Raw genomic sequence first — 26879 nt, 5'->3', positions numbered from 1 at the left:
ATTAATTTAAGGAGGTCACTATAATGGAAACTATCAAATGGGCAGTAAACGAAATGCCAAAAACAGATGACTCTCAGCTTCAGGTAATGTCACTTGAGAATGTAGCGAAAGCTCGCGCATTCCATGAGAGCTTCCCGCAGTACAGTGTTACACCACTTGCAAAACTGGATCACATGGCTGCATACCTTGGACTGAAAGAAGTCTATGTAAAAGATGAGTCTTATCGTTTCGGACTGAACGCATTTAAAGTACTCGGCGGATCTTTCGCAATGGCTCGCTACATTGCAAAGCAGACAGGAAAGGATGTTTCAGAACTTCCTTACAACGTTCTTACATCTGACGAACTGCGTAATGAATTCGGACAGGCTACTTTCTTCACTGCAACAGATGGTAACCACGGACGTGGTGTTGCATGGGCAGCGAACAAGCTTGGACAGAAAGCTGTAGTACTTATGCCGAAGGGATCCACTCAGACAAGACTGAACAACATCCTGAAAGAAGGAGCGAAAGCTACAATCGAAGAGGAAAACTACGACGAATGTGTTCGTATGGCTAACGCTATGGCAGAGAAGACAGAGAACGGCGTAATGGTTCAGGATACAGCCTGGGACGGATATGAAGAGATTCCGGCATGGATCATGCAGGGATACGGAACAATGGCTAACGAGGCTGATGATCAGCTTCATGAAGCTGGATGTGAGCGTCCGACACATGTATTTATTCAGGCTGGTGTTGGTTCACTTGCCGGAGCAGTTCAGGGATTCTTCGCTAACCGCTATCCGGAAAATCCACCGAAAGTTGTTGTTGTTGAAGCTGCGCCTGCTGCATGTCTTTACAAAGGAGCATGTGCTAAGGACGGAGCTATCCGCATCGTAGACGGAGACATGGTTACAATCATGGCTGGTCTTGCCTGTGGAGAGCCGAACACAATTTCATGGGATATTCTGAAAAACCACGTTGATACATTTATCGCAACACCTGACTGGGTTGCTGCCAAAGGTATGCGTATGCTTGCTGCACCTTTCAAAGGTGATCAGCCTGTTACTTCCGGAGAATCTGGAGCCGCACCGTTTGGAACACTTGCGTGCATCATGACAATGGATGAGTACAAACCGCTCAGAGAGCACCTCGGATTGGATGAAAACTCAAAAGTACTTCTCTTCTCTACTGAGGGAGACACTGATCCGGATAGATACAAATCAATTGTCTGGGACGGAAATGAGAGATAATCATTTCTCGCAATACAATAAGAAGAAACTGTAACACCAAAACAAGATTTTATTTCAAAAGGAGAAGAACAATGGATCTTAACAAAATCAAAGAGTATGCAAAAGGCTATGAGAAAGACATGACTGCTTTCCTTCGTGCTATCGTAAAAAATCCGGGAGAAAGCTGTGATGAGAAAGCTCACGTAGAGACAATCGCTGCTGAGATGAAGAAAGTTGGATTTGACGAAGTTGTCATCGACCCACAGGGAAATGTTATGGGATTCATGGGAACTGGCGACAAGATCATCGCATTTGACGCACATATCGATACAGTAGGTATCGGTAACATCGATAACTGGAAATTCGATCCATACGATGGATACGAGACAGAGACAGAGATCGGTGGACGTGGAGTATCTGACCAGTGTGGCGGTATCGTATCTGGTGTATACGGAGCAAAGATCATGAAAGATCTCGGACTCATTCCAGAAGGATACAAAGTAATGGTTGTTGGTACAGTTCAGGAAGAAGACTGTGACGGACTTTGCTGGCAGTACATCATCAACGAAGACAAGATTCGTCCGGAGTTCGTAGTTTCTACAGAGCCTACAGACGGTGGTATCTACCGTGGACAGAGAGGACGTATGGAAATCCGTATCGATGTTAAGGGAGTTTCCTGTCACGGTTCTGCTCCGGAGCGTGGAGACAACGCAATCTACAAGATGGCTGACATTCTTCAGGATGTTCGTGCTCTTAACGAGAACGATGACGCTGACGAGACAGAGATCAAAGGTCTTGTTAAAATGCTTAACCCGAAATTCAACCCTGACTACGAAGAGGCTCGTTTCCTTGGACGTGGAACAGTTACAACATCTCAGATCTTCTACACATCACCAAGCCGTTGTGCAGTAGCAGATTCCTGTGCTGTATCTCTTGACCGTCGTATGACATTCGGAGAGACATGGGAGAGCTGCTTAGATGAGATCCGTAACCTGCCAAGCGTTAAGAAATACGGTGATGACGTTGTTGTTTCTATGTACAACTATGATCGTCCGTCCTACACAGGATGTGTATACGAGATCGAGTGCTACTTCCCAACATGGGCTATTCCGAAGGATCACAAAGTAACTAAAGCTCTTGAGAAAGCTTACACAGGACTTTACGGAGATCAGAGAATCGGTGCTGCTGACACACTTGAGATGCGTCAGGCTCGTCCTCTGACAGATAAGTGGACATTCTCTACAAACGGTGTTTCTATCATGGGTAGAAACGGAATCCCATGTATCGGATTCGGACCTGGAGCTGAGGCTCAGGCTCACGCACCAAACGAGATGACATGGAAACAGGATCTCGTAACATGTGCTGCAGTATACGCTGCACTTCCACTGTCTTACGCTGAGTAATTCAGTATTTGCTAACGCACTTGCGTGTGATCACGCAACCAATTCATTGAACCTATGGCGTTCTGACCGGATAATTTCCGGCCGGAACTGCCTTGGCTAATAAACCTAAAAACAAATAATTCATTTTAATCAGGAGGATTTTAAAGATGGACGCAAAATTACAGGGATATATTGACAAACTGAACGCACTCAACTTCAAAGAGATGTACAATGGTGACTTCTTCCTTACATGGGAGAAAACAGACGACGAGATCGAAGCTGTATTTACAGTAGCTGATGCTCTTCGTTACATGAGAGAGAACAACATTTCCACAAAGGTATTCGAGAGCGGACTTGGAATTTCTCTGTTCCGTGACAATTCCACACGTACACGTTTCTCTTTCGCTTCTGCTTGTAACCTTCTTGGTCTTGAGGTTCAGGATCTTGACGAAGGAAAATCTCAGGTTGCTCATGGTGAGACAGTTCGTGAGACAGCTAACATGATCTCCTTCATGGCTGATGTTATCGGTATCCGTGATGATATGTACATCGGAAAAGGTAACAAATACATGCACGAAGTTGTTGACGCTGTAACAGAAGGAAACAAGGACGGAATTCTTGAGCAGAAACCTACACTTGTAAACCTTCAGTGTGACATTGACCACCCAACACAGTGTATGGCTGATATGCTTCACATCATCCATGAGTTCGGCGGAGTTGAGAACCTGAAAGGCAAAAAACTTGCTATGACATGGGCTTACTCACCATCTTACGGAAAACCACTTTCTGTTCCACAGGGAGTCATCGGTCTGATGACACGTTTCGGAATGGACGTTGTTCTTGCTCATCCAGAAGGATACGAAGTATTCGAGGATGTTGAGAAAATTGCTGAAGAGAACGCTAAGAAATCAGGCGGATCCTTCAAGAAGACTAACAACATGGCTGAAGCATTCAAAGATGCTGATATCGTATATCCAAAGAGCTGGGCTCCATTTGCAGCTATGGAAAAACGTACAGAGCTTTACGGAAACGGAGATACAGAAGGTATCAAAGCTCTTGAGAAAGAACTTCTTGCTCAGAACGCAGAGCACAAAGACTGGGCTTGTACAGAAGAGCTCATGGCTACAACAAAAGACGGAAAAGCTCTTTACATGCACTGTCTGCCAGCTGACATCTCAGGCGTAAGCTGTGAAGAAGGTGAAGTTGACGCTTCCGTATTCGATCGTTACAGAGATCCACTTTACAAAGAAGCTAGCTTCAAACCATACATCATCGCAGCTATGATCTTCCTTGCTAAATTCGAGAACCCACAGGAAATCCTGAAGAAGCTCGAAGAAAGAGGAATGTCCAGAATTTTTGAGTAAGTTTAAATTTCTCAGACAAAAATAGTTTCACAGTTACCTTAATTTAGTAACTTATTGTACAGGCCTGAATCTTTCAGACCTGTACAATACCTTTACAGTAAATACGGAGGATCCTAAAATGGAAAAGAAAAAACGTATTGTCATTGCCCTCGGCGGAAATGCCCTTGGCAATACTCTTCCTGAGCAGATGGCTGCTGTTAAGATTACAGCACGCGCGATCGTAGACCTGATTCAGGAAGGCTGCGAAGTAGTCGTAGCACACGGCAATGGTCCTCAGGTTGGTATGATCAACAACGCTATGATCGCATTAACACATGAGGATGAGAAACAGCCAAACACACCACTTTCTGTATGTGTTGCAATGAGCCAGGCTTACATCGGATATGACCTGCAGAATGCCCTGAGAGAAGAATTGTTCAACAGAGGAATCCATGATATTCCGGTTGCTACAATGATCACTCAGGTTCGTGTAGATGCTGATGATCCGGCTTTCGAAACACCATCCAAGCCAATTGGTAAATTCCTTTCTAAGGAAGAAGCTGATGTTATGGCTGAAAAATATGATTATATCATGAAAGAAGATGCAGGACGCGGATACCGTCGTGTTGTAGCTTCTCCAAAACCGCAGGAGATCGTTGAGATCGGTACAATCCGTACAATGGTTGACTCCGGTGACCTTGTAATTGCCTGTGGCGGCGGTGGAATCCCGGTTATGCGCCAGGGCAACCACCTGAAAGGTGCAAGTGCAGTCATTGATAAAGACTTTGCCAGTGCTCTCCTTGCCAAAGAGCTCGACGCAGACTTCCTTATCATTCTGACTGCTGTAGAGAAAGTTGCACTGAACTACGGAAAGCCGGATGAGAAATGGCTTGACGATGTGACAGTTGAAGAAGCGAAACAGTATGTAGAAGAAGGACATTTCGCTCCTGGTTCTATGCTTCCTAAGGTACAGGCAGCTCTTGACTTTGCTGAATCCAAACCTGGAAGACAGTCACTGATCACACTGCTTGAGAAAGCAAAAGACGGAATTCTTGGTGAGACTGGAACAAGAATCCACCTTTAATATTGAAAAATCGATTGAATAAGTCAATTACTTAAAACTCCTAAAATAGAAAATGAAAAAACCTCAGAGAACGGTGCTGCAACACCCGGACCTGAGGTTTTTTCATGTGTTTTATATAATTTTATTTCCTCTGACGTATTTTGCTTTCACTTCTCTCTCATCAGCAAGATAAATCATTCTTTCCAAACGATCTTTCACACTCATCTGACGGGAAGATTCAAGTCTGCTGTCATCTAATACAACAGCATCGAATTCATATCCTTCTTCAAAACTTCCGACTTTTCCGAAGAAGGATCCGCCACCCTTAGTTGCCATATAGAATGCTTCTTCTGACTTCAATGCCGGATATTTCTGATCGACAAGTCTCCAGCGCATCTTTGACATCTGAATTGCATGTGCCATTGCCCGGAAAAGATTCTCTGTCGATCCTCCTGCGACATCACTTCCAAGTCCTACAGAAAGTCCTTCTTCCAGATAACGTTTTACCGGTGCAATTCCGGAAGAAAGATTCTCATTTGATTCCGGACAATGTACTACATACACACCGTTCTCTTTCATTCTCTGGATCTCTTCTTCCGTACTGTATACGCAATGCGCCATAACCGTCGGTGCATCTGCTCCAAACAGACCAAAATGATCATATGCATCTCCATAAAACTCTGCATACGGACAAAGTTCTTTTACCCATTCGATCTCTGATAAATTCTCTGATAAATGTGACTGCACCGGAATCTGATAACGCATCTGAACCATCTTCAGCATATCCAGAAGCTCATCCGTACAGCTCGGAATAAAACGAGGTGTCAGGATCGGCAGCGTATTCTTATACTTTTTATGCTGCACATCCTTCATCCATTCAACTGTTTCTTCCGCAGACTCTTGTGTACCTTCACGAAGTTCATCCGGTGAATTTCTGTCCATATTCACTTTTCCGACCATCGTGACCAGACCGCTTCTTTCCAGATGATCCATCAGAACAAGTGTCGATCTTCTATGAATTGTCCCAAAGACGCATGCTCTTGTTGTTGAACTATGTTTCAAGTTCTTGGCAAACTTCGCATACGCCTCATTCGCATATAATACATCCTTGTATTTTGCTTCCTCCGGAAATGTATTCGTCTCCAGCCACTCCAGAAGTTCCAGATCCATCCCTGTACCGCGGAATGTATACTGCGGTGCATGTATATGCAGATCTGTCATTCCCGGAATAATCAGACAATCTCCATGATCCTCAATTGGTTCCCCTCCAAGTCGGAACGGAAGTGTCTGATAGATTCCTTCTACTTTTCCATCTTTACACACAAGATAACCGTGTTCGCATATCTCAAATTCATCTTTCGTCTTTGTATAGATAATATTTCCTTTTAAAATTTTGATATCATCCATCTTTCTTATTCTCCACTCTCAATTACTACTATCATTTTAACTTTTTTCAAAGCGCTTATTTTACCCTTTCGAGCATGACTTCAACAACGCCGCCACAGACCATACCTTCATCCTCGGCTGCCTCTGCTGTCATGTCTACCTTGCATACCTGGAATCCTTCCTGCTCCGTACGGATCATGAGGAGTGCTTTCTGAATAATCTCACTTTCCACACATCCTCCACCGATTGTATCGATGATCCTTCCATCTCCGCATACAAGCATCTTTGTTCCTACGCCACGTGGTGCAGAACCTTTTCTGGAAATAATTGTCGCAAGCACTTTTCCACACTCATCTTCTTTCAGAATTTCTTCAAGAAGTTCACTGGAATATCCGCCGCTCTTTGCACGGCTGTTTTTAATCCGAATGATTTCTGCCATAATAGACACCGCGATCTCTTCCGGCGTCTCAGCAGCGATTTTCAACCCAATCGGCGTATGAACTGCTTCAAGCACATCTCTCTCAAACCCTTCTGCCTCCAGCTGGTCTTTTACGATCGCAGTTCTTCTCTTACTTCCCATCATTCCAACATAAGCTCTTGGCTTTCCAAGGATTGTTCTGAGACAATCTGTGTCATATCTGTGACCTCTTGTAACAATAACAAACCATGTATCTGTATCTCCTTTAATCTTTGCAAGACCATCTTCAAATGGTTCGCAATAGACCTGGTCAGCCTCTGCTCTTCTCGCATCATCAGCAAACTTCGGACGGTCTTCTACCACCGTAACATGGAATCCAAGCATCTTTCCCATGCGAATGATTGGCATAGATACATGCCCTGCCCCACAGATCACCAGCTTCGCCGGACGGCTGATACGCTCCTGAAAAATACGTTCACCTTTTTCATCTACAAAAACACTGTCTGTATCCTTCGGTTCACCTTTTAACAGAGTTTTCTTTCCAGCTTCTGCACCGTCAATCTGCGTCTGTGCCCAAAGCTCTTCTTTTGCTTCTGCAAGTTCTGCCTGCAACTGAATGTAAAATGAATTCATGTTCTGTTCTCCTGTTCTCATATTACTTATATAATTGTTCATAAACATCGTCAATTGTACACTGACCTTCACATGTCTGAATCGCAATACAAATTTTCTTGATTATTTCGGTATCTTCCTCAAATATATCAGAGATTTCTTCTGCTGAAAGTCCTTTTTTTACTTTTTTCATAACCTGCTCAATTAATTTCCTTTTTGTCCCAGCTTCCATTCCCTCTTTTATAGCATCATTATACATTTCTTCAAGTGCTTCACACATGTTGACATTCACCTTCCTTTCATCCGTCTCACCCGGTATTGACTTCATATTTAAAAATACTTTGATTACCTGACTGGTCTCATAATCTACATTCTGAAAGTATCTTTTCTGTTTATTGATGTATTCTTTTAGTTCATTCTTTTCATGTCTATATTTTAGCATGGTTAATATCACTTGTAAATCTTCCGAAAAATATTTGATTTCCTGCTCATTCATGCGTTCTGCATCAACCAAATTGATTTTATAATTTGGTAAATATTTCTCTAAAACGACCTTTTCCTCTTCGCTTCCTTCCAGTCGAAACATATCATAAAGATCCTGTGGACCATCCCATGGATCTGATCCATAATAAAAAACAAGTGAAATAATTGGTATCAGCCTGTCGTTCTTTCTAAATCTGGATAGATATTCTGCTGCCGTAAGATGTTCCAGAGGTTTTCCAATTCTTCTTGCCTGTTTCTGACACTCCATTCGTTGTTTCCACAGATTTCGAATCTGTTCTTCATAATCCATTCCGTCATAGAGCATTACTTTCTGTGGCATGGCATAATGAATTTTATCCTGTGATTCATTTGCAAGAAGAACGAATGTAGCATTATTTTTCCATCGCATCACAATATCTCGATACTTTTTCATATTTCGTGTTTTCCCTACCCGATTTTTTATACTAACCGATGCCACTGGACTTATCTCTTCCAACTCTTCCGGCCGTATCACTTGCTTTCCTTTATAAAGAACCCCGTTAAATAAATCAGCAAACCGCTTCTTTTCATTGAGCCAGATGTTAACATTTACATCTGCTTTTCCCATAGACAGTACCTCCTTGTATTTCTTTATTTTTTATAGTTTCGTAATTCATCAAAATGGAATCTCTTGCTGATATAGCCTTGAATATGAGATAAGTTATCCGTTCAGATAGCGCTTTCAGACAAACGAATTTAAAAGAAAAATATTGTCTGAGATTTTGATGTGGACTAACTATAACAAAACGATTCCGTTCTGTCAAGAACATACAACATTTTGCTGAAAAGAGAAATTTGCGAATTCAATAAAATAGCACATAAACACCTGCCCCGTTACAGGTGTTTATGTGACGTTATAAATACAGTTGACAAAATACTATTGAACTCAAAAAATTAAAAGCACTTTTTTATTATTATTTTCCAAATCCACAATTCGGATAAGTACATACTTCGCAGTTCAAGCAAAGTCCGCCTTCTCCAAGCACTGTGAAATCTTCTACACTTAATCTCTCGCCTGCTGCGATTCTCGGAAGCACCAAATCAAAGATTGTTCTTCTTGCATACATTACGCATCCCGGAAGACCTGCAACCGGAATCTCTCCTTTATAAGCCAGCATGAACATTGCACCCGGAAGTACCGGCGCACCGTAAGTGATCACCTCATCCGTTGCATTTCTGATAGATAACGGTGTTCTGTCATCTGGATCAACGCTCATCCCGCCTGTACAGACTACAAATTCCGCGCCCTTAGCGATCCATTCATTGATCGCATCTGTTACCATCTGAGAGTCATCGTCACAGAGTACATTTCCAAGTACTTCCATGCCTGCCTCTTCTAATTTTGCTTTTACGACCGGAGTAAATTTATCTGTGATCCTTCCATGATAAACTTCGCTTCCTGTTGTCACGATTCCGACTTTCATCTGATGGAACGGGAGAATTGTGAAAATCGGCTCTTCCCCACAGAGTTCTTTCACATGATTCATCTTCTCTTCCTCGATCACCAGCGGAACGACACGCATTCCTACGATCTTATCTCCCTTTTTCACCGGGAAATTGCCATGTCTGGATGCAAGCACGATCTGACCGAGCGCATTTACTTCATTTAATTTCTCGCGATTGATCTTCAGAAGGCCGTCGCACTGTGCAGTCAGTTCGATCTTTCCTTCTTTCGCCTCAGATGCATTCATATGCTCTCCCTGGCAGACCTGGCGCAGCACCTCTGCCGCATCATTCTCATGAAGCATGCCTTCCTGCTTCTCCCATACATAGAGGTGTTCTTTTCCTACAGAAAGCAGTACCGGAACGTCCTCTTCTGTCACTACATGTCCTTTACGGAAGACCGCATCCTTCACAACTCCCGGAATAATCTGGGTAATGTCGTGGCAAAGCACACTGCCGACCGCATCCTCTGTTCTGATGAGTTTCATCTTATCCTCTCCTTTTCTTTCCCCAAGTTTGTGCGGAATGCATGTTTCCTGCATCCCGCAATTTTTATTTTCTTATACTCTGCAAGCCTCAAGATCTTTCATCCATACTGCCACGCAGGCATCACTTGGCATTCTCCAGTCCCCTCTAGGAGAAAGTGCCACAGTACCAACCTTCGGTCCATCCGGCAGACAGGAACGCTTGAACTGCTGAGAGAAAAATCTTCTACAGAATGTTTCCAGCCATTTAAAAATGGTCTCTTTGTCATATTCACCATCAAATGTCATACATGCAATACGGAAAATTTTACTCGGCTCATATCCAAAACGAAGCATGAAATACAGGAAGAAATCATGCAGTTCGTAAGGTCCTACAAGATCTTCTGTCTTCTGCGCGATATCTCCGTCCTTCGGCGGTAGAAGCTCAGGACTTACCGGTGTATCAAGTACATCGTAAAGTACATTCTTAAGAGCTTCGTCTTTTGTATCATCCGCAGCATATTTTACAAGATGGCGAACCAGTGTCTTCGGTACAGAAGCATTCACTCCGTACATGGACATATGATCTCCATTGTAAGTTGCCCATCCAAGCGCAAGCTCTGACAGATCGCCTGTTCCAATAACCATTCCCCAAGTCTTGTTTGCGATATCCATCAGCACCTGTGTACGCTCTCTTGCCTGGCAGTTTTCATAAGTTACACTGTGATCTTCCGGATCATGTCCGATGTCACGGAAATGAACATTCACGGCATCTGCGATCGGAACCTCGATCAAAGTTGCTCCGACTTTCTTCGACATCTCACAGGCATTCTGATAAGTTCTGTCTGTTGTACCAAAGCAAGGCATTGTCACGGCAATGATATCCTTCTTATCTCTTCCAAGCATGTCAAATGCGCGTGCCGTTACAAGCAGTGCAAGTGTAGAATCCAGACCTCCGGAAATGCCGACAACAGCAGTTCTTGCATTCGTATGAGCCAGACGTTTCTTCAGTCCCATTGCCTGGATCGTCAGGATCTCCTCACAGCGCTGTGCGCGGGTCTGTTCATCAGAAGGAACGAACGGCTTTTTCGGAAATGTTCTTGTCAAAAATGTCTTTGTCTCTTCCACGGTAAATGGAACACGTACCAGAGTCTCTTCATCCAATGGCTGGAATGTCGTATTCTTTCTTCTCTCACCTGTAATTCTCTGAAGATCGATCTCTGAGTAAATGATTTCATTTACATATCTACTGCTTTCTTTCAGGATTGTCCCATTTTCAGCAATGATATTGTGTCCGCCAAAAACAAGATCCGTAGTTGACTCCCCTTCTCCGGCATTTGCATAAATGTATCCAGAGATCAATCTTGCAGACTGTCCGGAGATCAGTGCACGACGGTAAGTGTCTTTTCCGATCGTCTCATCACTTGCGGAACAGTTGACGATCACTGTTGCACCTTCAAGTGCCGCCTGAATACTCGGCGGAACCGGTGACCAGACATCCTCGCAGATCTCGGCTGCCACTACCAGTTCTTCCATTCCTTCTGCCTGGAAGAGAATCTGCGGACCGAATGGAATCTTCTTTCCTTCAAATGTAATCTCTCTCACTGTCTGTGGTCCCGGAGTAAACTGGCGCATCTCATAAAATTCACCATAGTTTGGCAGGAACGTCTTTGTCGTAAATCCGATGATCTCGCCCTGGTTCATTGCCGCAGCTACATTGTAAAGCTTTCCATTCACTTCAAGCGGTGCTCCGACAAATACAAGCATATCTTTGTCGTTTGTATTTTCTGCAATCTCAAGCAATGCTTTTCTGGAAGCTTTCAGAAGTACGCTGTGGTCGAACAGATCACTACAGGTGTATCCTGTCACACAAAGCTCCGGAAACACAAGAATCTTCGCGCCATTTTTCTGTGCTTCTTCCATAGCATTGATGATATTCTGTGTATTGAATTCCACATCCGCAACGCGGATATCCGGTGTCGCTGCCGCAACCTTCACAAATCCATTTTTCATCTCATCTTCACCCCATCTTCTATATTTATATGGTGTCAGGGCAAAAGCCCCGGCAATACTTATCGAGCCTGTTTTAACAATTCTTTCAATTCATCTACTGTATACTTATATGCTGTATTACAGAAATGACACTTCACTTCAATCTCTTTGCCTTCATCGATCATTTCCTGAATCTCTTTCTTTCCGATACTGATGATTGCTTTCTCGATTCTCTTCTTAGAGCAGTTGCAATAGAACTGTGCCGGCATTGTATCTGTAATTTCCAGATCAAGTCCTTCAAGAACCTGCTCAAGCATCTGCTCCGGTGTATGTCCGTTATCCAGCATGGATGTTACAGACTGGATCTTCTGAATGTTTGCCTCCAGCTTATTAAGCACTTCATCCTCGATAAAAGGCATTACCTGAACGATAAATCCACCGGCGCATTTCACTGTATTATCTTTGTTCATCAGAACTCCAAGTCCGACAGAAGATGGTACCTGTTCAGATGTTGCAAAATAATAAGTAAGATCCTCTGCGATCTCTCCTGTCTGCAGAATTGTCTGGCCTGAATATGGCTCCTTGAGTCCCATATCTTTGATGATCGTCATGACACCCTGTCCAAGTGCTCCACCGACATCAAGCTTTCCGTTCTTCGCCGGAAGCATCACATCCGGATTAAATGCATATCCTTTTACATTTCCCTTGCTGTCCGCTGTCACAGTCAGACCTTCGATCTGACCGGAACACTGAATCTGGATTGTCAGCATGTCTGTATCATTCTTCATCATGCTTCCCATCATCACTCCACCTGTAAGGAGTCTTCCCAGCGCTGCTGTCGCAACCGGACTTGTTCCGTGATGCTCTCTTGCCTCCTCAACCAGGTTTGTTGTCACTGCCGCAAATGCACGGATCTGTGCATTTCCTGCTGTTGCTCTTACAATATAATCATTCATATCTTATTCTCCTCGTCTTTCTTATCTATTCAAGAATTGTATCCAATTCATTTCCCGGATTCTCTGGCAACGATATAGATTCTCTCGCTCTTCTCTGTCGGTTCCTCGTGTGTAACTGCGTCATATGCCGCCTCAAAAACAAGCCCCGAACGTTCTACCAGTTCTTTCATCTCTTCTAAGGTATAGCCTCTCTGGTAATGTGTCTCCTGATATCTTCGATACAAATCTTCACTTGCATCTTCCTGAATGAATAGAGTCAGATCATACTCATTGATCCGTTCTTCTTCATAATAGAAATTATCCCAGATAAAACTACATTCACCTCTGTCTTCTGCGATCACCGTATCTCCCATGACTTCTTTATACTTATATACGGTATTAAAATCAAACAAAAAGACGCCCTTAGGATCCAGGTAGTTATTCACCAGACGGAATACTTCTTCCAGTTCCTCCGGTTCTGTAATATAGTTGACCGAATCACAGACACTGACAATCGCCCTTACTGTTCCATATAATTCGAACTCACGCATGTCCTGGAGCAGATAAAGAATATCCTTTCCTGACTCCATACGCTTCTCCATCGCAAGTTCCAGCATATCTTCTGAATTATCCACACCGATCATGTCATATCCATAATCCGCCAGCTTCTCCGTCATTGTTCCTGTGCCACAGCCCAGATCCAAAAGAATCCCGTCTTCTATTCCACGGTCTTTTAAAAGACTGTGAATGTATTCGCCCCACTCTTCGTAAGGTACATTATCCATGAAAATGTCGTAGACCGCCGCAAACCCTGTATAAGCTTCCAACTGTTGACCTCCGTTCTTTTCTGTTTCTACATAATCCATTATATTTTACCACAAATTCTCTTTTTTGACATCAAACATTTCTACATTCTATTGTATTTCTCAATTTCCTGTCTCTTTTTCTAGAAACTCCTATTTTTGTCAAGAATTTTGAAATTTTTTCTCATTTTTTCCTCTTTTTTATTCCAAAATCTACCATTTTTTATAAAAATTTTACATTTACAACATATTTCCATAACATTTTTGCGTTTTATTCTTCCTTTTAGCACTTTAATATGCTATAATCATAAAGCTGTGTTAATAAAAAATTTTTTATATTAACAAAAGGCGCCGCTATCTGTTGTGGGGACAGCAGGATAGCATAAAAAACAAAAGAAAGGACATTGAAAAAATGGACAACAACAAGAAAGAATTCAAGCCGTATATTCCAGCGGACAAAGTCGTTCCTGAGTTTACGGTGACAGCACTCTTGATCGGTATCCTTCTGGCAATCGTATTTGGAGCTGCTAACGCATACCTCGGACTTCTCGTTGGTATGACAGTTTCCGCTTCCATCCCGGCAGCCGTAATTTCTATGGGAATCATTCGTGTGATTCTCCGTAAGGATTCTATTCTCGAGAACAACATGGTACAGACAATCGGTTCTGCCGGAGAGTCTGTTGCAGCAGGAGCTATCTTCACACTTCCTGCATTATTCCTTTGGGCTGAAGAAGGAAAGATTGCTTTCCCAAGCATCCTTTCCATCGCTCTGATTGCCCTGTTTGGTGGAATACTCGGAGTATGCTTCATGGTACCGCTTCGTCAGGCTCTTATCGTTGAAGAGCACGGAACACTTCCTTTCCCGGAAGGAACTGCTTGTGCAGAAGTTCTTCTGGCTGGAGAAGAAGGTGGATCTAAGGCTGGTACAGTATTCGCAGGACTTGGTATCGCAGCCGTTTACAAATTCCTTGCAGACGGAATGCAGCTCTTCCCAAGTGAGATTGGACATGCATTCAAGAACTACAGCGGAGCACAGATTGGTATGCAGGTTCTTCCGGCACTTGGTGGTGTAGGATATATCTGTGGACCGAAGATCTCCAGCTACATGTTCGCCGGTGGTACACTCAGCTGGTTCGTACTGATGCCAATGATCGCACTGTTCGGTGGAGATGCTACAATCTTCCCTGCTTCAGTTACTGTAAATGAATTACTTGTGGATGGTCCTTCTGCTCTTTGGTCTAACTACATCAAATACATCGGAGCCGGAGCTGTTGCAACTGGTGGTATCATCAGTCTGATTAAGAGCCTTCCTCTGATCGTAAGAACATTTAAGCAGGCCATTGGAAGTATGAAAAAGAATGCCGGATCCAGCAATCAGCTTCGTACAGAGCAGGATCTTCCATTCCCATTACTGATCGGAGTTATCATTGTGATCGCTGTTCTGATCTGGATCCTTCCGATCTTCCCGGTTAACCTGGTTGGTGCCCTGATCATCGTTGTATTCGGATTCTTCTTTGCAACTGTATCTTCTCGTATGGTTGGACTGATCGGATCTTCTAACAACCCGGTATCAGGTATGACAATCGCTACTCTTCTCTTTGCTACAGTAATCCTGAAAGTAACAGGTACTACAGGACTTACAGGTATGGTTGGAGCCATCTCTATCGGTGGTATCATCTGTATCGTTGCAGCAATCGCAGGAGATGCTTCTCAGGACTTAAAGACAGGATTCATCGTAGGTGCTACACCTTCCAAACAGCAGGTTGGTGAGATCATCGGTGTTGTTGCTTCTTCAGCAGCAATCGGATTCGTTCTTTACCTTCTGAATGAGGCTTGGGGATACGGAACAGAAAAGATTCCGGCAGCTCAGGCTACAATGATGAAGATGCTCGTTGAAGGTATCATGAATGAGGAACTTCCATGGGCTATGATCCTGATCGGTGTATTTATTGCAATCGTTGTTGAGATCCTCAAGATGCCGGTTATGCCATTCGCAGTTGGTATGTACCTTCCATTCTCTCTGAGTGCTGGTATCATGGCTGGTGGTGTTGTACGTATCTTCGTTGAGAAGAAAAAAGGTACAGAGGCAGAGAAAAAAGCACGTACAGACAGAGGTCTTCTCTTTACATCCGGTATGATCGCCGGAGAAGGTATCATCGGTATCCTTCTTGCTGTATTTGCAGTAGTTAAGATTGATTCTAAGATCATTCTGCCATTCCACTTACCACAGGTTGGCAGTCTGGTGCTTTACATTGCATTACTCGTACTTCTGTACGTTGTATGTATGAAAGCTGATAAGGAAAAATAATTCAATGAAAAAGAAAGAGAGTAAAAACTATCTTGACTTTATCCCGGAGAAGAATCCGGAAATTGAATATGAAACAGGTGAGGACGGTATTATTACCGTCCTTATCGAATGGAAGGGATTTTATCACAAGTTGGCTCAGCGCTTCTTCCATCGTCCCCGTGTAAGTGAAATCAAGTTAGACAAGCTTGGAACTTTTGTGTGGAACTCCATCGATGATAAAAAGGATGTACATGCAATCTCCAAAGAGCTTGAAGCAGAGTTTCCTTCTATGGAACAGCCGCTGACAAGACTGATCAAATACCTTGAGATCCTTCATGATAATCACCTGATCTACTGGAAAGGAGAGAAACGGAAATGATGCATACGATTCTGAAATATCTTCCTTATGTACTGCTCTTTGCGGTTGCTACAATGATTGTCTACGGATGGGGATTGTGGCGTACGATGAGACAGGGAAGCGATCTTGCTAATATGCTCAGTTCCAAAGGAATCTCCAAAGTCAAAAAGACATTGAAGAAAAATGGTCCTATGACCCGCACAGCTCTTGAGCCATATGTGAAAGATCTGACGGCGAAACAGCCATTTATGCAGGAACAAATCAATGTGACTAATCCAAGACAATTTCTTGATTCAATTCTTCCCTATATGGTAAAGCAAAAAATGATCACTGAGGAAAAAGTGAATGGGAAAATTGTATATCAGATCCGCAAGGATTGAAAACAAAAAGGATATCTGCCAGAAGTAATGATTACTCTGACAGATATCCTTTTTGTCTTTTCATCTTTTTCCACTTTTTTCTTTCTTTTTACACCAATTTACACAGATTTATCGCATTTTTCCTTGACACGCCCCGCTGCGTGGGATACAATAATCTATGGTAAAAACAACACAACTACATCATTTCGGTAGGTGAGGTTACCACAGGGATTGGGATATTTGACATGCTTAAGCATTCGATAGGACCCGGAGATTGCTGCCGCGAGATTGTGGAGACACGATTAGTTGGTCAGCAGGCTGTGTCGAGAAGGCACAACCTAATGCAATTGATATGCCCTGTGATACTAAAGCTTGAACGATGCATTTTATAAGAAGTCAATACGACTCCGTCATTGTTCAGGCAATGATGGAGTTTTTTGTTTCTCATAAAAATACGAACAAGGGAGGTGAGGTTATGGACTCTGGTGCCAGTAGTTACCACATATGTGGCTCAATAGACAAAAATAAAATAATGCGAGGTAATTATCATGGACAAAGATATTTTTATAAAGCTTCTGGCGCAGCGCGAATTCAAAGCTGTCAGAAGTATTCTCGATGTAATGAACGAAGTGGACATAGCCTCTCTTCTCTCAACTTTAAGTGATAAAGAACTGGCTCTTGCTTTTCGTCTTATTCCAAAAGATAAAGCTGCTGAAGTATTTTCCAATATGGACACTTCCATGCAGACTTATCTGGTAACAATGTTTACTGAGAAAGAGCTGAAAGAGCTCTTAGACGACCTCTATATGGACGATACGGTCGATATGCTGGAAGAACTCCCGGCAAACCTTGTAAAGCGAATTCTGGCTACCGTCAGCGCGTCAGACCGTAGCATGATCAACCAGCTGCTGAACTATCCGGAAGACAGTGCCGGAAGTATCATGACAACGGAATATGTAGACCTGCGTGAGGAAATGACTGTCGGACAGGCGATGGCACATATCAAGAAGACCGGAATCCATAAAGAGACCATTTACACCTGCTATATCACAGAACGCAGAAAACTGGTCGGTATCGTAAGTGCAAAAGATTTGATGACAACAGATGACGATGTTCCGATCAAAGACCTGATGGAGACAGAGATCATCTCCGTGTATACACACTCTGATCAGGAACAGGTTGCACAGCTGTTCACAAAGTATGACCTGCTTGCGCTCCCTGTTATTGACCAGGACGGCCGCATGGTTGGTATTGTTACATTCGACGATGCTATGGATGTTATGGTAGATGAGGCCACAGAGGATATCACAAAGATGGCTGCCATCAACCCTAGTGAGAAGACATATTTTGAAACATCCGTTCTTCAGCATGCAAAGAACCGTATCCCATGGCTTTTGATCTTGATGTTCACTTCCATCATCACAGGAACGATCATTACAAGATATGAAAATGCATTCGCAGCCATCCCTCTTCTCGTATCCTTCATCCCAATGCTGATGGATACTGGTGGAAACTGTGGTTCCCAGAGTGCAACACTGATCATCCGTGGAATCGCACTGGATGAGATCCGTTTTACAGATCTTTTCAAAGTCATGTTCAAAGAATTCCGTATCTCTTTGATCGTCGGTGCTTTTCTTGCTGTTGCCAACGGTGTACGTATCTTTATACAGTATCACAATCCAGGACTTGCAGTTGTGATTGCCTGCTCTCTGATGGGAACCGTGATCATGGCAAAGCTGGTTGGATGTATCCTCCCACTTCTTGCCAAGAAAGTAAATCTCGACCCTGCGATCATGGCATCTCCACTGATCACAACACTGGTGGATACCTTCTCAATCCTGATTTACTTTAATATTGCGACAGTATTATTCCGTTTGTAATAGCAAATCACAAATGGATACAAAATCCAAAAACATATAAATAAAAAAGTATCAGAAACTTTTAAATTTGCTTCTGATACTTTTTTATTTCTTTTTATTAATTATCTTTCCATCATACTGATCGACTCAATTCCAACACTTCCGCCTCGGACAACTTCAATGCTCTTAAATTCTTCCTTCATCAACTTCACAACTGCATCATTCTTTGTCGCAGTCTGTACAAACTCAACCAGAAGACTGTCTTTTCCGTAATCGATTACTTTCGCCTTAAATGTCTCTGCGATCTGAAAGATCTCAACCTTATCCTCCGGTGTACATTTTAAGACTTTTACATAAAGAATCTCTTTCATTCTTACAAATACGTCTGTAAAATCAATTACTTTAATTACTTCAATCATACGGTTAAGCTGCTTCTTGATCTGCTCAAATGTCTCATCATCGCTGACTGTTGCAATTGTCATTCTGGAAACGGTCGGGTCTTCTGTTGTTCCAACTGTCAGACTGTCCAGGTTATAACATTTCCCGGAAAATAAACCGGAAATCTTCGAAAGTACACCAACCTGGTTTTCTACATAGAGAGAAATCCATCTCTTTTTCATATTATTATCCATATCTCTTCCTCGCTAACCTATATTTTCTGTTCTAATCGATTAACAATCCATGATCAAATCTTCAAGTGTTCCGCCCGGCTGAACCATCGGATATACAAGTTCTTCCGGATTGATAACGAACTCGATCAGTGTCGGTGTCTTTGTATTCTTCTTCGCCTCTTCAAATGCAGCTGCGATATCTTCTTTCTTCATGACACGGATTCCTTTAGCTCCGTAGCTCTCTGCAAGCTTCACAAAATCCGGTGTGTACTCCGGCATCTCCTGCCCGTTTGTTCTGCGGAAAAGTGCTCCTGATTTCAGGTTCGTCATACTGTAACGTTTTCCATAGAACAGCTTCTGCCACTGACGTACCATACCAAGATATTCATTGTTAAATACACAGAGAATCAATGGAAGTTCTTCCAATACTGCTGTAGCAAATTCCTGAATGTTCATCTGCATACCACCATCTCCGGAGATTGCAATAACGTCCTTATCCGGATTACCAAGCTTCGCTCCGATCGCAGCCGGGAAACCATATCCCATCGTTCCAAGTCCGCCGGAAGTGATCAGCTGCTTGTTCTTTGTAATCTCAATATACTGTGTTGTGAACATCTGATGCTGGCCTACATCTGTTGCAATGATTGCATTGTCAAACTGACGGTTGATCTCTTCAATAATATCCTGAGGTCCCATATCCACGCGGTTCTTCATTGTCAAAGGATGTTCTTCCTTCCACTCTGCGATCTGTTTTCTCCACTTCTTTGTCTCACAGTGCTCTACATATTCATTCATCTTCGTAACTGCCTCAAGCGCATCTGCAACGATCGGCACATCAACATGAATATTTCTTGAAATAGATGCTGTATCGATATCAATATGAACGATCTGTGCATTCGGTGCAAATTCATGCAGCTTACCTGTAATACGGTCATTAAAACGTGTTCCGATCGAGAATAAAAGATCGCATTCGCTGACTGCCATGTTCGAAGCATATGCTCCGTGCATTCCAAGGTTTCCTATATAAAGCGGGTGATCTGTCGGAACCGCACCGCGTCCCATGATCGTTGTAACAACCGGGACTTCTGTCTTCTCTACAACTTCTGTAAACACCTCATTCGCACGTGCAATATTCACACCGCCTCCGGCAAGGAATAACGGCTTCTTTGCCTTTTTCAGCATCTTAAGCGCACGTTTTAACTGTCCCATATGCACATTCGTATTTGGCTTATAACCACGGATATTGACTGTATCCGGATAATCCGCACTTCCAAGTTCTGCCATCACATCTTTTGGAAGATCAATCAGTACTGGTCCCGGTCTTCCTGTTCTCGCGATATAAAAGGCTTCTTTAATGATTCTTCCAAGATCCTCTCTGTTTCGTACAATAACACCGTATTTAGTAATACTGCGTGTAATTCCTACAATATCAACCTCCTGGAATGCATCATTTCCGATCAATGGTCTTGCTACCTGACCTGTAAAACATACGAGAGGTACACTGTCATAATTCGCTGTTGCAAGCCCTGTAACAAGGTTTGTAGCTCCCGGTCCGCTTGTAACAAGACAGACACCTACCTTACCCGTTGTTCTGGCATAAGCATCCGCCTCATGAACCAGTGCCTGCTCATGTCTTGGCAGAATGATCCGAATATCATCCTGCTTGTACAATTCATCACTGATATCAATCGTACATGCTCCCGGATAGCCGAAAATGGTATCCACGCCTTCTTCCTTCAGCGCTCTTACAAGTAATTTGTTTCCTGAAATCTGTTTCAATCTATATACCTCCCTTTTCAAAAAAGAAAGCCCCAAGCATGACCTTCATGCCCAGGGCGAATATCCAGTATTTACCGTTCACAGTGCCTGTGTCAACAGCCAGATCTATCCATGTCATCACCTGAATTCAGAGATAAGCCTCTGTACATCCACAAGCTGTGTACTACTCCCTGTCTTCGTATTTGCGTAAAGCGTAAATTAATTATAAGTGTTAAAAAATATCTTGTCAACGTCGAGTTCTTGATCTTATTTAATCTATCGCATATGATTTTTCACAGCTCCGACTACTGTATACAGAACCATCATTACAAGATTGGCAAGAACAACACTGGCTCCCGCCGGGGTTGCCGCAACATATGAAAGAGTTACTCCTGCAATCAGACACACCACAGAGATCACTGCTGCGTTTATTATGACACTTTTAAATGTCCTGCACACTCTCATTGATGTCAATGCCGGGAAAATGATCAGGCTCGAGATCAATAATGCTCCCATCATACGCATTCCAAGCACGATCGTCACTGCTGTAAGTACAGCGATCAACGTATTGTAAACTCCTGCTTTTACACCTGTTGCACGGGCAAATGTCTCATCAAATGTAATCGCAAATATCTTGTGATAAAAAACAATAAACAGGATGAGTACAAAAACGGAAAGTACAAGACTTAATTTCACATCCTCCGCACTCATCGCAAGAATGCTTCCAAACATATAATTATATACATCCGTATTCATTCCTGTTGTCAATGAGATCACCATCACGCCAACTGCTAGTGACGTTGTAGAAATCAGTGCAATTGCCGCATCTCCTTTGATCTTTGCATTCCCGCTGATTCGAAGAAGCAGAATCGCTGCTACAATAACAACCGGGATTGCTACTGTAAGCGGAGCGGCATTCATCGCAGCCGCAATCGCCATGGCGCCAAATCCCACATGAGAAAGTCCATCCCCAATCATGGAATACCGTTTCAATACAAGGCTGACGCCCAGTAATGCAGAACATAATGCAACCAGTGATCCAACCAGGAACGCTCTTGTCATAAAAGGATAAGACAACATCTCAATCACTGTATCAAACATGTGTCTCACCTCCTAAGAATGTCTTGCCGGCACGACTCTTCTCGTATCCATCTGCTTTTCCAAAGTACAGCACTGTTTCCTGTAAATGAAGGATATGACTTGCATATTCTACAGCACTCTCGATATCATGTGAAACCATAACAACTGCGATCCCGGATTCCTTATTGATTCGGCTGATCAATTGATAAAATTCTGCTGTCACAATTGGATCCAATCCTGTGACCGGTTCATCAAGAAGCAAGAGTTTCTTTGTCGCACACAATGCTCTTGCAAGCAGAACACGCTGTCTTTGTCCACCGGACAGATCTCGGAAACATTGTTTTGCGAGATCACGGATTCCAAGCATGTCCATCTTCTCCCACGCCTGCTTCTTATCTTCTGCTGTATAAAACGGTTTCATCCCTCTGCTGTTCAACCGGCCAGAAAGAACCACTTCATAAACACTGGCCGGAAAATCTTTCTTCACATCTGTCTGCTGTGGAAGATATCCGATCTCTGTCTGTTTTAATCCATCATCAAAAACAATCTTGCCTTTGTCCACATTCTTCAGTCCCAAAAGACTCTTTACAAGTGTACTTTTTCCGGAACCATTTTCTCCGACAATACAGAGGTAGTCTCCCTGATTAATCTCAAAATTCAAGTCATGTACGACCATCTGTCCTTCATATCCAATGGATACATTTTCACATTTAATCAACGCCATCAGTTCAACACCTCCCTTAATGTTTCAACATTTTTCTCCATAAGACTCAGATATGTCTCTCCATCTGCAAACTGCTCTGCTGTCAGATTATGACAGCTATAAAATTCTTTTACATCAGCATTTGTTGCTTCTGCAATAGCTTTTGCAATATTTTCGTTGCTAAGTTCCATTTTTAATACTGTTTTAATATTCTCATCCTGTACTTTATTGATTAAAAACGCCATTGTAGCTGCGCTTGGCTCTGTGTCCGAAGCACATCCTGAAAATGCTGCATAATAATCCAGACCATACGCTTCTGCAAAATAACGGAACGGAAATCTGTCTCCGAAAATCATCAGCTTTCGTTTTGAATGATCCACCACATCCTGAAATTCCTGATCCAATTCTTTCAATTGTGCTACATAAGCTTCTGCATTTTCTTCATAATCAGATGCATTTTCCGAATCAATCTCGCAGAGTTCTTCTTTGATCTGCTCGACGATCTTCACCGCATTTAACGGAGATGTCCACACATGTTCATCAATTTCATGTACAGAATGTGTTTCTTCCTGTCCATGCTCTTCATGATCTGCTTCATCCTCTTCATGCTCCACTTCGTGCTCTTCATGCTCCGCATCATCCTCGTCATGATCATGACCACGCTCTTCTTTCATTCCTTCCACATGTTCCTCTTCCACTGTGTCAACACAATCCACCAGCTTCAGAGTCTTTCTTCCGTTGTCCGGCATTGATTCAAGAATGTCTTCTACCCAGGCATCATTCTCGCCGCCCACATAGATAAACAGATCACTATTCTGGATCGCAATAATATCCTGTGGCGTCGGCTCATAAGAATGTGTCTCCTCACCCGGTTTTAAAAGCATCTTAAGTTCCACATTTTCTCCCGCGATCTGACGCACAAAATCATACTGCGGAAAGATTGTCGCTACAACACTAATCTTTTCATTTTCTACTTTATTCTGTTCTTTTCCCCCGTTTTGCTCTGTCTGCTGCCCGGACATTCCACACCCGGTCAGCATCATTCCAAGAATAAGACTTCCTGCAACCAGAAAGTCTCTTACTCTTCTCTTCTTCATCTTCAAATTCATCTTCTCACTTTTACGCTTTTACACTTTCACAGCATCTGTTTTAGCAGCGCTCATATTTTGTAAAAGCAAATTCCAGATCAAAACAAGTCTGTTCTTCTCCTTCTTCCGTCATCTTCCAATCTTCCATCTGATCCAGATTCGGGAAATAAGTGTCTGCCTGGAATTCACGGTCTATCTTTGTTACATATACAGTATCACAATATGGAAGCATCATCTTGTAAATGCTCTCGCCACCGATCACATAAACCTTCTCACTCGGATACTTCTTCAATTCTTCTAAAAGTTCTTCCTCTGAGTGAACGATCACTGCATCTTTCACCTGATAATTTTTATTCTTCGTAAGAACAATATTCACTCTATTCTTCAAAGGAAGTCCGTTTGGGAAACTTTCCAGTGTCTTTCGTCCCATAACTACAACATTTCCTGTTGTTTTCTGACGAAAGAACTTCATATCTGATGGAATGCTCACCAGCAGTCTGTTCTGGTAACCGATTCCCCAATTATTATCTGCTGCTACGATTGCCTGCATACTTCTTCTCCTTTACACAGCGATTGGTATATTCTTAATCTGCGGATGTGTCTCATATCCTTCCAGTTTCACATCATCCGGTGTGAAGTCATAGAAATCTTTCACTTCCGGGTTCAGCCAGAACTTCGGTGCTGGAAGCGGTTCTCTTGAGATCAGTTCCTCAATCATCGGAACATGTCGGTCATAAATATGTGCATCTGCGATCACATGAACAAACTCTCCGACCTTCATGTCACATACCTGCGCCAACATATGAAGCAATACTGCATACTGACACACATTCCAGTTATTTGCCGCAAGGACATCCTGAGAACGCTGGTTAAGAATTCCATTTAGTGTAAGCTTGTCACTGTCTTTTTCCTTTGTCACATTAAATGTCATACTATATGCACATGGATACAGATTCATCTCATGAAGATCCTGATGCACGTAAATATTTGTCATAATACGACGGCTATACGGATTATTCTTCAAATCATAAATCACGCGGTCTACCTGATCCATCATGCCTTCTTTATACTGATGCTTCACCTGCATCTGATAACCATAAGCTTTTCCGATCGAACCATCCTCATCAGCCCAACTGTCCCAGATATGACTGTTCAGATCATTAATATTATTCGACTTCTTCTGCCAGATCCAGAGCATCTCATCCACACAGCTCTTGATCCCGGTTCTTCTAAGAGTCAGTGCCGGAAATTCCTTAGACAAGTCATAGCGGTTGACCACTCCAAATTTCTTAATGGTATATGCCGGTGTTCCGTCCTCCCATCTTGGGCGTACCTTCTCACCCTCTGTGCTTGTTCCATTCTCTATAATGTCTCTGCACATATCAATAAATACTTTATCTGCGTAACTCAACTATTTTTCTCCTTCTTGAACAATGATTCTTCTTTCATATAGAAACATCACATCTGATAAACCTGTAAGCTTCTGTCTGATTTCTACTTCTTCTGATTAATACTCGCGGATAATGCTGCTCACTTCCAGAATGCTAGGCAGTGCCAGAAGCTCCTCTAACGCCTGCTTCATGTATTTCTCTTTCACACTCTCAGTTACAATAACAAGCTCCGCCTGATGTGGCTGTGTATGTTCCTGAACAACTCTTGTGATACTAACCTTATGATTACCAAATACTTCTGCAACTGCAGCAAGAACACCTGGTTCATTCGTTACCTGCATACGGATAAAGAACTTATTCTTCACATCCCCAATGTCTTTTACCGGAAGGTTCTTATAACATGTACAGCTGATTCTTCCATTGCAGCCATATGCCATATTTCTCGCAACATCGATCACATCTCCCATAACTGCACTGGCTGTTGGGAACTCTCCTGCACCGCGTCCATAGAACATTGCATCATCTGCTGCATCTCCATGAACAAAAACTGCATTAAAGGAATCTCTTACAGATGCAAGCGGGTGTTCCTTATGGATCATCATTGGGTAAACACCTACTTCAATTCCACTCTCTGTGTTATGTGCTACGCCAAGCAGCTTGATCACACTGTCAAATTCTTTCGCATACTCGATATCTTTCGCTGTGATCTTTGTGATTCCTTCTGTAAATACGTTAGGAAATACGACTCTGGAATGGAACGCGATAGAAGCCATGATCGCCACCTTACGTCCTGCATCAAGACCTTCTACATCCGATGTCGGGTCAGCCTCAGCAAATCCAAGCTCCTGTGCTTTCTCAAGTGCGTCTGAGAAATCCATTCCTTCTTCTGTCATCTTTGTCAAGATGTAGTTTGTAGTACCATTCACGATACCGACAACTTCAGAGATGTCATTTACTGCCAGGCACTGCTTCATCGGACGAATGATCGGAATTGCTCCGGCAACTGCTGCCTCAAACAGGAAATCCACATGATTCTCTTCAGCTGTTGCAAGAAGTACATGTCCCTCCTCTGCGATCAGGTCCTTATTCGCAGAAACTACGTTCTTACCGGCTCTGAGCGCCTCAAGAATCATCGTCTTCGCCGGCTCTATACCGCCCATAACTTCAATTACGATCTGAATCTCCTCATCTTCAATAATATCGTTCCAATTATCTGTTAAAAGAGAAGCGTCTACGCCCTCTCGCTTCTTATTCATATTACGAACAAGGATCTTCTTCACTTCCATCTGAGCGCCGATTGTCTTCTCCATCACATCTGCACGCTTCTGAATCAGTTTATAGACACCGGATCCTACTGTTCCAAGTCCGAGAATTGCTACCTTTACTGTTTTCATTATGGACACCTCTTTCATCTTTTATTTCTGTGTAATTTGTTCTTTTATTATAGAACAAAGATTTACAACATCCTTCTTTTCACATCTGTTGTGTTTAGCCACAGTAACCACAGTATAGCATGATTTTCTTTCACTAGGAAGTCTTAGACTTAATTTTTTTCATTTCCTCTAATTTTTTTTATTTTTTCTGTTGACATTTTAACGATCTTGTAGTAACATATTCATTGTTCGTCGGAACAATAAGTTATGCGACAGTGGCTCAGTTGGTAGAGTACAACCTTGCCAAGGTTGGGGTCGCGGGTTCGAACCCCGTCTGTCGCTCTCAACATCTTAATTTCATATTGATTGTTCATTGGGAACAATCCTATGCGACAGTGGCTCAGTTGGTAGAGTACAACCTTGCCAAGGTTGGGGTCGCGG

The 26879-nt window shown here is 42.8% G+C and carries 23 protein-coding genes, 1 tRNA gene and 1 riboswitch; of the genes, 9 read left to right on the top strand and 15 right to left on the bottom strand.

What is annotated here, in order from left to right:
• Positions 1-23: 23 nt before the first annotated feature.
• The 4 genes from dpaL to arcC all read left to right on the top strand — a co-directional run bounded on the left by dpaL (position 24) and on the right by arcC (position 5017).
• Positions 24-1229, top strand: coding sequence for a diaminopropionate ammonia-lyase (gene dpaL / locus LI162_RS06910; protein WP_020436839.1), 1206 nt, complete (start codon positions 24-26; stop codon positions 1227-1229).
• Positions 1230-1300: 71 nt separating this feature from the next.
• Complete coding sequence (locus LI162_RS06905) at positions 1301-2611, top strand: YgeY family selenium metabolism-linked hydrolase (protein ID WP_015529483.1); 1311 nt, start codon at positions 1301-1303, stop codon at positions 2609-2611.
• Between the two features lie 146 nt (positions 2612-2757).
• Positions 2758-3954, top strand: a complete 1197-nt coding sequence (gene ygeW / locus LI162_RS06900) for a knotted carbamoyltransferase YgeW (protein WP_020436838.1) — start codon at positions 2758-2760, stop codon at positions 3952-3954.
• Positions 3955-4072: 118 nt separating this feature from the next.
• Positions 4073-5017, top strand: a complete 945-nt coding sequence (arcC, locus tag LI162_RS06895) for a carbamate kinase (RefSeq protein WP_020436837.1) — start codon at positions 4073-4075, stop codon at positions 5015-5017.
• Positions 5018-5128: 111 nt separating this feature from the next.
• On the opposite strand, the gene LI162_RS06890 is transcribed toward arcC, so the two are convergent.
• The 7 genes from LI162_RS06890 to LI162_RS06860 form a co-directional block, all read right to left on the bottom strand.
• Entirely contained in the window at positions 5129-6403 is a 1275-nt protein-coding gene (locus tag LI162_RS06890) for an amidohydrolase family protein (protein ID WP_020436836.1), read from the bottom strand.
• Between the two features lie 55 nt (positions 6404-6458).
• Entirely contained in the window at positions 6459-7433 is a 975-nt protein-coding gene (locus LI162_RS06885; protein WP_081019585.1) for an XdhC family protein, read from the bottom strand.
• Between the two features lie 22 nt (positions 7434-7455).
• Positions 7456-8502, bottom strand: coding sequence for an Rpn family recombination-promoting nuclease/putative transposase (locus tag LI162_RS06880; RefSeq protein WP_015529478.1), 1047 nt, complete (start codon positions 8500-8502; stop codon positions 7456-7458).
• A gap of 346 nt (positions 8503-8848) precedes the next feature.
• Complete coding sequence (locus LI162_RS06875; protein WP_020436834.1) at positions 8849-9865, bottom strand: molybdopterin-binding protein; 1017 nt, start codon at positions 9863-9865, stop codon at positions 8849-8851.
• Between the two features lie 72 nt (positions 9866-9937).
• Positions 9938-11854, bottom strand: coding sequence for an NAD(+) synthase (locus LI162_RS06870; RefSeq protein ID WP_020436833.1), 1917 nt, complete (start codon positions 11852-11854; stop codon positions 9938-9940).
• Between the two features lie 59 nt (positions 11855-11913).
• Entirely contained in the window at positions 11914-12789 is an 876-nt protein-coding gene (gene hslO, locus LI162_RS06865; protein WP_020436832.1) for an Hsp33 family molecular chaperone HslO, read from the bottom strand.
• A 47-nt stretch (positions 12790-12836) separates the two neighbouring features.
• On the bottom strand, positions 12837-13595 hold the full coding sequence (locus tag LI162_RS06860) for a class I SAM-dependent DNA methyltransferase (RefSeq protein WP_020436831.1): 759 nt from the start codon (positions 13593-13595) through the stop codon (positions 12837-12839).
• 388 nt (positions 13596-13983) lie between these two features.
• On the opposite strand from LI162_RS06860, the gene LI162_RS06855 reads away from it, so the two are divergent.
• The 4 genes from LI162_RS06855 to mgtE all read left to right on the top strand — a co-directional run bounded on the left by LI162_RS06855 (position 13984) and on the right by mgtE (position 18455).
• A complete protein-coding gene (locus LI162_RS06855) occupies positions 13984-15879 on the top strand; it encodes an OPT family oligopeptide transporter (RefSeq protein ID WP_020436830.1) in 1896 nt (631 codons plus the stop codon).
• Between the two features lie 4 nt (positions 15880-15883).
• Entirely contained in the window at positions 15884-16237 is a 354-nt protein-coding gene (locus LI162_RS06850) for a PqqD family protein (protein WP_020436829.1), read from the top strand.
• Positions 16234-16596: a hypothetical protein gene (locus LI162_RS06845; RefSeq protein ID WP_015529473.1), complete on the top strand. Its 363-nt coding sequence runs from the start codon at positions 16234-16236 to the stop codon at positions 16594-16596. Before LI162_RS06850 ends, LI162_RS06845 begins: the two co-directional genes overlap by 4 nt.
• Before the next feature lie 177 nt (positions 16597-16773).
• Positions 16774-16966, top strand: a riboswitch (M-box (ykoK) riboswitch).
• 157 nt (positions 16967-17123) lie between these two features.
• Positions 17124-18455, top strand: a complete 1332-nt coding sequence (mgtE, locus tag LI162_RS06840; RefSeq protein WP_055147455.1) for a magnesium transporter — start codon at positions 17124-17126, stop codon at positions 18453-18455.
• Between the two features lie 101 nt (positions 18456-18556).
• Here mgtE and ilvN read toward each other — a convergent pair whose 3' ends face one another.
• From ilvN to LI162_RS06800, 8 genes are all read right to left on the bottom strand, one after another.
• On the bottom strand, positions 18557-19066 hold the full coding sequence (gene ilvN / locus LI162_RS06835) for an acetolactate synthase small subunit (protein WP_015529471.1): 510 nt from the start codon (positions 19064-19066) through the stop codon (positions 18557-18559).
• Positions 19067-19105: 39 nt separating this feature from the next.
• The gene (ilvB, locus tag LI162_RS06830) at positions 19106-20824 is read right to left on the bottom strand and encodes a biosynthetic-type acetolactate synthase large subunit (protein WP_020436827.1); all 1719 of its coding nucleotides are present in this window, start codon (positions 20822-20824) and stop codon (positions 19106-19108) included.
• A gap of 255 nt (positions 20825-21079) precedes the next feature.
• Complete coding sequence (locus tag LI162_RS06825) at positions 21080-21904, bottom strand: metal ABC transporter permease (RefSeq protein ID WP_015529469.1); 825 nt, start codon at positions 21902-21904, stop codon at positions 21080-21082.
• Positions 21897-22607: a metal ABC transporter ATP-binding protein gene (locus LI162_RS06820; RefSeq protein WP_015529468.1), complete on the bottom strand. Its 711-nt coding sequence runs from the start codon at positions 22605-22607 to the stop codon at positions 21897-21899. Before LI162_RS06820 ends, LI162_RS06825 begins: the two co-directional genes overlap by 8 nt.
• A complete protein-coding gene (locus LI162_RS06815; protein ID WP_020436826.1) occupies positions 22607-23683 on the bottom strand; it encodes a metal ABC transporter substrate-binding protein in 1077 nt (358 codons plus the stop codon). Before LI162_RS06815 ends, LI162_RS06820 begins: the two co-directional genes overlap by 1 nt.
• A 52-nt stretch (positions 23684-23735) precedes the next feature.
• A complete protein-coding gene (locus LI162_RS06810) occupies positions 23736-24224 on the bottom strand; it encodes a dihydrofolate reductase (RefSeq protein WP_020436825.1) in 489 nt (162 codons plus the stop codon).
• 12 nt (positions 24225-24236) lie between these two features.
• Positions 24237-25085 carry a thymidylate synthase gene (gene thyA, locus LI162_RS06805; protein ID WP_020436824.1) on the bottom strand — a complete coding sequence of 283 codons (849 nt, stop codon included), beginning with the start codon at positions 25083-25085 and terminating at the stop codon, positions 24237-24239.
• A 96-nt stretch (positions 25086-25181) separates the two neighbouring features.
• Positions 25182-26459, bottom strand: a complete 1278-nt coding sequence (locus LI162_RS06800) for a homoserine dehydrogenase (protein WP_020436823.1) — start codon at positions 26457-26459, stop codon at positions 25182-25184.
• A 248-nt stretch (positions 26460-26707) separates the two neighbouring features.
• Between LI162_RS06800 and LI162_RS06795 the strand changes: the two genes are divergently transcribed.
• Positions 26708-26780: transfer RNA gene (locus LI162_RS06795), tRNA-Gly, on the top strand.
• Positions 26781-26879 lie beyond the last annotated feature (99 nt).

This window comes from Mediterraneibacter sp. 210702-DFI.3.120 (assembly GCF_020561005.1).
Taxonomy (GTDB): Bacteria; Bacillota; Clostridia; order Lachnospirales; family Lachnospiraceae; genus Mediterraneibacter; species Mediterraneibacter faecis.
This window is presented reverse-complemented; position numbering and strand designations above follow the sequence as displayed.